This is a genomic window from Vibrio sp. 10N.222.55.A1, from assembly GCF_041473835.1.
GTDB lineage: Bacteria > Pseudomonadota > Gammaproteobacteria > Enterobacterales > Vibrionaceae > Vibrio > Vibrio crassostreae_C.
Genome location: NZ_JBFRSX010000015.1, coordinates 206,084 through 214,924 on the forward strand (window position 1 = coordinate 206,084; position 8,841 = coordinate 214,924).

7 protein-coding genes and 1 pseudogene are annotated in these 8,841 nt (G+C 44.7%); 3 read left to right on the plus strand and 5 right to left on the minus strand.

The annotated features are described in order from the left end of the window. Positions 1-72 precede the first annotated feature (72 nt). From AB4493_RS05280 to AB4493_RS05290, 3 genes are all read right to left on the minus strand, one after another. Complete coding sequence (locus AB4493_RS05280; RefSeq protein WP_372154617.1) at positions 73-918, minus strand: GNAT family N-acetyltransferase; 846 nt, start codon at positions 916-918, stop codon at positions 73-75. A gap of 231 nt (positions 919-1,149) precedes the next feature. Further along, positions 1,150-2,772, minus strand: coding sequence for a phosphoethanolamine transferase (locus AB4493_RS05285; protein ID WP_372154618.1), 1,623 nt, complete (start codon positions 2,770-2,772; stop codon positions 1,150-1,152). A 233-nt stretch (positions 2,773-3,005) separates the two neighbouring features. Continuing rightward, positions 3,006-3,575 carry a porin family protein gene (locus AB4493_RS05290; RefSeq protein WP_372154619.1) on the minus strand — a complete coding sequence of 190 codons (570 nt, stop codon included), beginning with the start codon at positions 3,573-3,575 and terminating at the stop codon, positions 3,006-3,008. A 191-nt stretch (positions 3,576-3,766) separates the two neighbouring features. Between AB4493_RS05290 and AB4493_RS05295 the strand changes: the two are divergent. Further along, a pseudogene (locus AB4493_RS05295) lies at positions 3,767-4,304 on the plus strand (hydrolase). On the opposite strand, the gene AB4493_RS05300 reads toward AB4493_RS05295, so the two are convergent. Both AB4493_RS05300 and AB4493_RS05305 read right to left on the minus strand, forming a co-directional pair. Beyond that, on the minus strand, positions 4,301-5,164 hold the full coding sequence (locus AB4493_RS05300; protein WP_017070153.1) for a MurR/RpiR family transcriptional regulator: 864 nt from the start codon (positions 5,162-5,164) through the stop codon (positions 4,301-4,303). The pseudogene AB4493_RS05295 and the gene AB4493_RS05300 sit on opposite strands and share 4 nt — an antisense overlap. A 192-nt stretch (positions 5,165-5,356) precedes the next feature. Further along, the gene (locus tag AB4493_RS05305; protein ID WP_372154620.1) at positions 5,357-6,631 is read right to left on the minus strand and encodes an amino acid deaminase; all 1,275 of its coding nucleotides are present in this window, start codon (positions 6,629-6,631) and stop codon (positions 5,357-5,359) included. 176 nt (positions 6,632-6,807) lie between these two features. Here AB4493_RS05305 and AB4493_RS05310 point away from each other — a divergent pair, with 176 nt between their 5' ends. Together AB4493_RS05310 and AB4493_RS05315 are read left to right on the plus strand one after the other, a co-directional pair. Beyond that, complete coding sequence (locus AB4493_RS05310) at positions 6,808-8,241, plus strand: amidohydrolase family protein (RefSeq protein ID WP_372154621.1); 1,434 nt, start codon at positions 6,808-6,810, stop codon at positions 8,239-8,241. Between the two features lie 103 nt (positions 8,242-8,344). Further along, positions 8,345-8,737 carry a RidA family protein gene (locus AB4493_RS05315; RefSeq protein ID WP_017065166.1) on the plus strand — a complete coding sequence of 131 codons (393 nt, stop codon included), beginning with the start codon at positions 8,345-8,347 and terminating at the stop codon, positions 8,735-8,737. Positions 8,738-8,841: the final 104 nt, after the last annotated feature.

Sequence of the window (8,841 nt, forward strand, 5' to 3'; positions counted from 1 at the left end):
GTTGGAGGTGACAGTTTTTATCAGTATCAATTGTTAGAACTTAGTCTTGATGTTTGTTAATCCGAATCAAGGCTAATCAGTTTCCTTTAATTCGCTAAAATCAAACTGCAAGATACGATGCTTTGATGATAACCCAGCGCGTGTGATGGCCTTTTGTGCGCCAATATTACTGCTTTCCGTAGAGCACATAGCTTCTAACCCTTGGCTATTAGCGTGTTGCTTTAGAAAGTGAATAACACGCGTTGCTAAGCCTTTACCGCGTTCTTCTTGTGCGACAATCATACCCAAGTCAGCAAACTGCGTTTGGTGTTCATCGAATTTACGACACTCTCCTGTAGCAAGAATACTGTCGCTTTCCCAGCAGCCCCATAGCTCTTGGCGGGCAATCAAATTACCGTAGTAACCGGTGAGCCACTCTTTTGGCGCGCCAATCGCTGATGAAGCAAACTCAACGAACTGCTCCAGTTGTTCTTCTGTCGCGAGGCTCATCTCTATCTCTTCAATGCGGTCTGAATCACAATCGGATCTGGCTTGAGAGTTTTGGCGGTACATCATCGCATTCACTTTAAATGACTCTGTGTTGTCGACACACAGTGATAAATATTGTGGTTCAGCGGTGCTCACGAATGCGCCTTTCACCTTACCAATCACAGAGCTGTTGTTCTCTACGATTAAGGTGAACAAGTCTTCAATATGAGTGCTGGCTGTTGGTGCTAGGAAAAACTGAAGTAAGTAGCCTTCGCTATTCAATACGCAATAACCGACAAGTGTGTCGTCTTCGTAAAAGCCGTAATGGTCAGACATAGGTACAAAGCCAAAATGCCACATGCCATCGAGTGGTGCTGTTGCTTCGGTAAAGTAAGCGGTTTTAAGTTCGGTTAAGTCGCTAAGTGCGGAGATTTTTTTGATGTCTAACATCGTTTGAATTCCTATTGCTTCGATTCGGTAGAGTGCGTGGTCGTCATCTTGTTCTCAGGTACGTCAATTGACGATGAGATAATTGATTAGCTGAGCCACGTTTCAATGACAGCAATTGTAGGCGACTGCTTGAGGTAGGTATTGAATAAAAACGACAGTTTTGACTTGTACAAAAAAGGGACTCATAAATGAGCCCCTTTGGTTGGAATATTTGCGAGTCGGCCTTTGAAGTTACCGACACGCAGCAAAAATATCTTGGTTCTCTCGATATTCTTTGGTTTGTACATCCATTAGGCCGAGTAAAGAGTCGAACAGGTTATCTTGGGAGAAGCTCTGTTCTTTGCCTGCCTTTCTTAAGCAGGTCTGGTTTATCCCTTTCTGCTCGGCGAAACCATCAGACATCCATAGGATCATAGGCACATGGGTTTGCTCTTTCGGTGCCAATGAATAAGGCATGCCGTGTAAGTAGATGCCATTTTCTCCCAATGATTCTCCGTGATCGGAAATGTACATCAGCGCGACATTGTACTTATCGGTGAGTTTCTCTAGCTTCTGAATAGCCTGTGATAGAAAGAAATCTGTGTACAAGATGGTGTTGTCGTAGGTGTTAACCACTTCCTCTTTGGTACAGTTTTCGATATCTGCACGAGCGCAGTCAGGCGTAAATTTCTTATGTTCTTCTGGATAACGCTCAAAGTACGTTGGGCCGTGAGATCCGGCAATGTGATAGAAAATGATGCTATCTTGCTTGAGATCTTGCGTATCTTGTTCGAAGTTCTCTAGCATCGCTGTGTCGTAGCATACGTCGTTATTACACAATGGGTCGCTGTCTTTGGCGATGAGAGTCATCTCTTTGATTCGATGTGCGACCGCCTTATCCCCACCATCATGTTCTCTCCAAATAGAGTGAATGCCCGCGCGGTTCATAATGTCGACCACGTTATCTTGGTTGTAGGCTTTGTCGCGATCATAGTTGCTGCGATTCATGTTAGAGAACATGCAGGGTACTGAAACTGCGGTGGCTGTACCGCACGACTGAACATCAGAGAAAAATATCGGGTTATAAGGCTTGGTATGAGCGTTGGTTTCTCTCTCATAGCCATAATATTGGTAGTTATACACGCGAGCGGTTTCGCCAAGCACAAACACCAATAAGGTCGGTTTGGTTGCCGCTTTTGCTTGTGGCTTGAGTTGAGCATCTAATCCCAATTCTTGATAGGGGATGGGCTGTTTGATGTAGGTGTTATTGATGTATTTGACTGTTGATGCTACATACTCGGTCGGAATGATCATCTTTTTGATGTGCGAGTTATTGCGACCAATCGATACGTAATCTTTGTAGAAAAGCCCGGCAATAATCGCAATGACGATCAAGGAAGAGAGCAAGCCAATCGATTTCCAGACAAAGAAATCCTTCCAAGACTCTTTTTCAAGTTTGGTAAACAACAGGATGAGAGATGGAATACCACCCATAGCCAGTAGCCATAAGATCGAGTGACCACTGATATAGCTGGCTGCTTCACCGCTATTGGTCTCAAACACATTCTCTATCATGCCGTAGTCGACGAATATGCCGTAATTGAACATGCTGTAGCTGACTAAGGTTGAGGTGATCAGCAATAAGATGAAAAACGGCTTAGAGAAAATAGGCCAGTTGAAGACTTGGAAGATGAAATTAAAGGCAGCAAGGAAGAAGATAGGAATGGAGATAAGAAACGCAACGCTTTCAGACTTCGATGCCTGAACAATACTAAACAGTTCTTGGGAGAGAGGTAGATTGACGACAAGCAGATAATACACGGCCAACACAAAAGGCAGCTTGTTTATCGACATGTTAAAGCTTGGTAGATTCATAGGTCTTGTTTTCCTGCGTCTCTTATCCCTTTATTTTAGTCTCGCTACCAAGAAAGCTCTAATATCAACGCATAAAGCTCAGTAAGTAATGGTGAGCGATAAACCGGCTAAAGTGAAATGACGCGATAGTGCGTGTAGAAACAAAAAATTCACTTTACTGAGTGACCTTCATGACAAGGTGGAACAGCAAAGTGAATTAGTATGTTCAGCTTATTCTATGTGGTTCAATCACATTAGAAGTTGTAAGAACCACCGAAGCTAATGCTGTTGAAGGCAAGTGTTTTGTCTTCTTTCTTAAAGCCGTAGTCGTTCTCAACACTCACTGCGTCTGCTTGTGAGATTAGGCGTAGTGTTAGATGTTCGATTGGCGTGTATTCAACACCAACACCAAAGTGGAAACCGGTACCGCTATCGTCATCATATAGAGCTGCGTTATTTGCGTTTAGGTCAACAGAGCTTAAACCTGCAAGCACGAATGGACGAATCGTGTTGTCGAACGTATAACCTAGGTTTGCTGATAACGAAATAGAAGTTGGAGACATTTTTTCTGTACCTTTTTTGTAGTCTGCGTAGTCGTTGTAGCCAAGCTCAACACCTACGATACGGTTGAACTGGTAGCCGCCGTATAGGTTGTAACCCATGCCGTCTGAGTCTAGGTTGCCTTGACCGTCTGTATCAGAATCTTGGTACACACCAAGACCGCCACCGATGTACGCACCACCGTCAGTGCCTGCTGCTAATGCAGGAAGAGAAACCGCGCCGATTAAACCCAGTGCTAATGCTGATTTCGCGAATTTGTTCATTGTTCTTACTCACTCTTTAATGTCATGCAGTATCAATTATTTTTGTTTTGCGACCTTTCGACCGTTGGTGAGTATTATTCCGTAGTCTTGTACCTATTACTGTATGGCTTTGTAAGTTGAATCGTTACATAGTAGAAAAAATGCTCATCCGGTTGCGTAGTGAGTTAGGCTGCCAAAAACAAGGAATACACATGCTAATGAAACAAAATACATGTTTGGTGGTTGTGGACGTGCAAGGTAAGCTTGCACGCCTTGTTGATGAGAATGAGACACTTATTTCTAACTTTGGAAAGTTGATTAAGGGCGCACAGGTTTTGGGTCTGCCAATTATTCGTTTGGAGCAGAATCCAGAGAAGCTAGGTGCGACGGTTGATGAACTCAATGACCTTTTGAGTGATGCTAAACCAATACCTAAATTCACGTTTAACGCGTGTGATGAGCCCAAGTTTGTTGAGGCGGTTCAAACCAAGGATGTAGAGACTTGGTTGGTGTGGGATTGAGGCTCATATTTGTGTTTATCAAACCGCATTGGGTTTGTTGGAGCTTGGGTACAGGGTTCAGGTAGTTGGCGACTGTATTGGTTCACGGACAGCATTGAATAAGAAGTTGGCTATCAGCCGATTACAGGACGCTGGTGTCCAAATTACGGGATTAGAAATGAGCTTATACGAGCTAGTGAAAGATTGCCGCGCACCAGAATTTAAGCTCATTCTATCCTTGATTCGTTAATCACCGAGAGGCTGTCTGTCGCCCCCACCTCGGTAGGAATCTAGCGCAACCTTCAAACGACGCAGTTTGTCGCGCGAACGGTTTTTATGATTGACTGCGATCCCCATAGAAAGCACATCCACTAGCGCCAACATGGCGTAGCGAGACGCCGACGGTTTGTAGATGAAGTCAGTTTCCATATGTTTGATGGGCAACAAGATATCGGCAATCTTTGCCAGCGGTGTATCTTGTGGGGTAATTGCGATGATCTTAAGCCCGTACTGCTTAGCCAGCTCTGCGGTTTCAGTAATCACAGGCGTGAAACCGGTCGCGGAGATCATCACCATGACATCATTGACATCTGCTGTCGCAGCAACCATGCGTGACATTAAGCCATCATTGTACGACACCACGGGATAGCCCAATCGGAACAGTCGGTGTTGCAGTTCTTGAGAGGCGATAGTCGAACCACCACCCATGCCGATAGCAATGATTTGTCTGGCGTTATGCAGCCAGCTGACTGCGGTTTCAACGTCTTGCTCTTTGAACAAGGTGCGGTTGATGTCTAGGCTTTGCTTGATCGATTCGTAGATACCTTGATAACCCGTTTGGTCAACCGGTTCGAGGATAAAGCGCTGGCCAACGGTTAGCGTCTGAGCCAACTTAATCTTCATATCACGTACGTTGCTGCAACCGATCGCTTTAGCAAAACGTGTAATGGTGGCTTCACTCACTTGAGCGCTTTCAGCAAGCTCTGTGATGCTGGCATTGGCAGCAAAATCAATGTCGTCCATGATCAGCTTAGCGACTTTTTTCTCTGCATCACGAAGAGCGGGAAAACGCTCCGTTATCTGTGAAATGATATCTACTTCTAAACTCAAGAATCTTGATCCTTTGTTGATGGGGCTAACCGTTATGGCTTAGTTTTTAAGAACCTAGCTCGTAAGAACCAAGCTATTTAGAACTAGGCTATTTGGCATTAAGCCATTTAGCACTAACCTATATAAAACTCAGCCTTAGCCCCGTAAGTATATCTGAATGTTTCGCTGATTCTAGCTTATTGAAAAATCGAGCTAGAAGCAGGTCTCTACCCAGTTTGTTACCTGATAGTCGTCATCGCTGATAGCAATGTAACGCCACTTATCGAACGTCAAGCACGGGTGTGAGGTTGAGAAAGCAATCATGTCACCGACTTCAATCTCAGAAGAACCGTCTGTTTCAACAAAGGTATGCTGATCCATTACCGCGGTAGCAGTGAGCCCTTTTACTGAGATAGCTTCGCCGTTACGATAGCCGCGCTCTGCAATTGGTAAACCGGCATCGAAGGCAACATCACGCTTACCTAATCCAATCACTAACTTGGTCGGCTCTGGGCGAGAGATAACATATGCCCACACTTCAAGTGCCGATTCCAGATCTCCACCCAATTCACACGCGTAACCTTGGTTTACTTGGGCACGCTGCAACACTTTGCTTTGAGCGTCTAGGTAGATGCCTGTGTCGTGAATGGCATAACAACCCGGGCGGATGATCGCCAAGTAATCGGTTAGGTTCGCTAAACATTCTGCAACCACGTCATACCAAGCAGAGCCGGCACCCGTGATGATAGGTTGCCCTGCAATTAGGCCATCTGATGCGAGGCTTTCGACCGAAGTCAGCGCCTGTTTCAAGAAGGTGCGAATGTCTTGTTCTGCGTTGTCACCGTGAATCACACCCTCATACACCTCAATACCCGCGAGCGAAAGGGCAGGTGTGTCTTGGATGGTTTGAGCCAGTTCTAGAACTTCTTGTGGTGAACGACAACCACAACGACCGCCCGGCACACCAAATTCGATCAGTACTTTTAGCGTCTGCTTTTTGTTGGCGAAGTATTGGTTGAGTTGCTGCACGTTTACCGAAGAATCCACACAACAGTAAAAGTCGATATCAAACTCACTGATCAACTGTTCAACGATCGCCATGTTGGTTTTACCCACCAATTGGTTGGCCATGATGATTCGTTTTGCACCCGCCATAGCGGCAACTTCTGCCTGTGCAGGCGTTGCTACTGTAATACCCCAAGCGCCATTTTCTAGCTGTTGACGGAAGAAATCAGGCGTCATCGATGTTTTGCCATGTGGCGACAATTTAACCTGATGATGATCGGCGAATGATTGCATCCAATTCAGGTTATTGGTCAACGCTGATTGTTTGATAATTGCTACCGGAAGCGAAATGTCTTCATCAACCAGTCGATAAACACCGTTCTCAGATTGTGATACTGCTCTCCCTTTTTGGCCTTTTTCAGTCAAGATGAAACTATCTTTTTGATACTTTATAACATCTTTTTGTGCAGGGTTATGTTTCATTGCTGATTCCTAACATGATTTAAGTGGTTGTTATTTAATGTTTAAATATATCTGTAATGTGTTTTGTGATAGAAACTATCACACAAATTAAAATGTTATGTGTGTTTTGTCACTGAAAATAATCGGCTGGATTTCTAATATAGCTCCATCAACACAGTGGATTGAGAGAGTGAAAAATGTTGTTCGATACGATAATTAAAAATGTAGAGGTGTTTGACGGCACCGGCGAACAATCGTTTTGTGCCGATGTAGCAATCCGAGATGGAAAAATCGCCGAAATTGGCAAAGTCGATCATGAAGATTGTAGCCAGTTGGTTGAGGGAGCAGGCTTAGCATTGGCTCCTGGATTTATCGATGTACATACACATGACGATACCAACGTAATTCGTTACCCAGACTGCCTACCTAAGATCAGCCAAGGTGTGACAACCGTGATTGTTGGCAACTGTGGCATCAGCGCATCGCCAACGGTTTTGGCTGGCGATCCACCTGACCCAATGAATCTTTTAGGTGCGCAGGCTGATTTTAAATACCCAACTTTTGCGGCGTATGCACAAGCGGTAGAGCAAGCGCAACCAGCGGTGAACGTAGCAGCATTAGTTGGCCACACTACACTGCGTAACCAAGTGATGGACGACCTGCAACGCACCGCAAGCGAAGAAGAAATCGCGGCAATGCAAAGCAACCTTGATTTAGCGATGGAGCAGGGTGCACTGGGTTTGAGTTCAGGTTTGGCTTACGCAAGCGCGAAACAAGCCAACGCCAATGAAGTGATGCAGTTAGCGAAAGTGCTGTCTAGTCATGGCGGTATCTATACCACGCATATGCGTACTGAATTCGAAGAGATCTTAAGCGCGATGGAAGAAGCGTTTGAGACCGGGCAATACGCGAAAGTACCCGTTGTTATCTCTCACCTTAAATGTGCAGGTGCAGGCAACTGGGGCAGAACTGTTGAAGTGCTTGATTTGATGGACAAGGTTTCAGAGCACCAAGATGTGTCTTGCGACTGCTATCCATACTCAGCGAGCTCTTCGACATTAGATCTGAAACAGGTGACAGACGATTTCGACATCTTCATCACTTGGTCTAAAGCAAAGCCTGAACATGCAGGCAAAACGCTTAAGCAGATTGCTGATGAGATGAACCTACCACTGATGGACGCAGCAAAAGCGCTTCAACCAGCCGGTGCGGTTTACCACTGCATGGATGAGAACGACGTAAAGCGCGTATTGAAATACAAGCTGACCATGGTTGGTTCTGATGGTTTACCCAATGACCCGCATCCACATCCAAGATTGTGGGGCACTTTCCCGAAAGTCTTAGGCCACTACTGCCGAGATGAAAAACTGTTTGCGCTGCCAGAAGCGATTCACAAAATGACCGGAATGTCTGCGAAGCGCTACAACCTCGCGGGAAGAGGTGAGATTCGCCAAGACGCATTTGCCGATTTAGTTTTATTTGATCCAAAGAATATTAAAGACACAGCAACATTTGAAAACCCTATTTCAGTTGCTGAGGGAATCGAAAGTGTATTTGTAAATGGTGAGTTAACTTACCAAAAAGGAAAAGTAAAAAATAATCGTTCAGGCGTTTTTATTTACCGTAATTAGAATTTAATTATTTTATTAAATATACAGTAATAAGAAAACGACGAATTAATTTAAATATATTGGAACAGAACCAATATTATCTATAAAGAAGTGGAGTTAAAAAATGACTATTAAACGTTACGGTGTTGAAGGCGGTACAGGTACAGGCGGACAACATTTACCATTTGCACGCGCAACTGAAGCGGGTGGTTTCCTATACGTTTCTGGCCAGACACCGATGACAGATGGTGAAGTGGTAGAGGGTGGCATTGTTGACCAGTCTCGCCTAGCGATCCAAAACTGTGTCGATATCATGACTGAAGCGGGCTACGGCCTAGAAGACGTAATGCACGTAAAGGTTGTGCTAACGGATTCTCGTTACTTCCAATCTTTTAATAAGGTATTCAAAGAGTTCTTCGGTGCTAACCCACCGGCTCGTATCTGCATGGTTTGCGACCTAGTTGTAGACGTGAAGGTTGAAGTAGATGTGACTTGCTACCGCGCGGATCGCGTTTAGTAATAACCTAATCACAATTACCTACTTAGAGAGTATTAGGGGTTAGTCATCCCTGTTATTATCCTTTAATACTCTCACCCTACATTTATAAAAATTACTTTAAT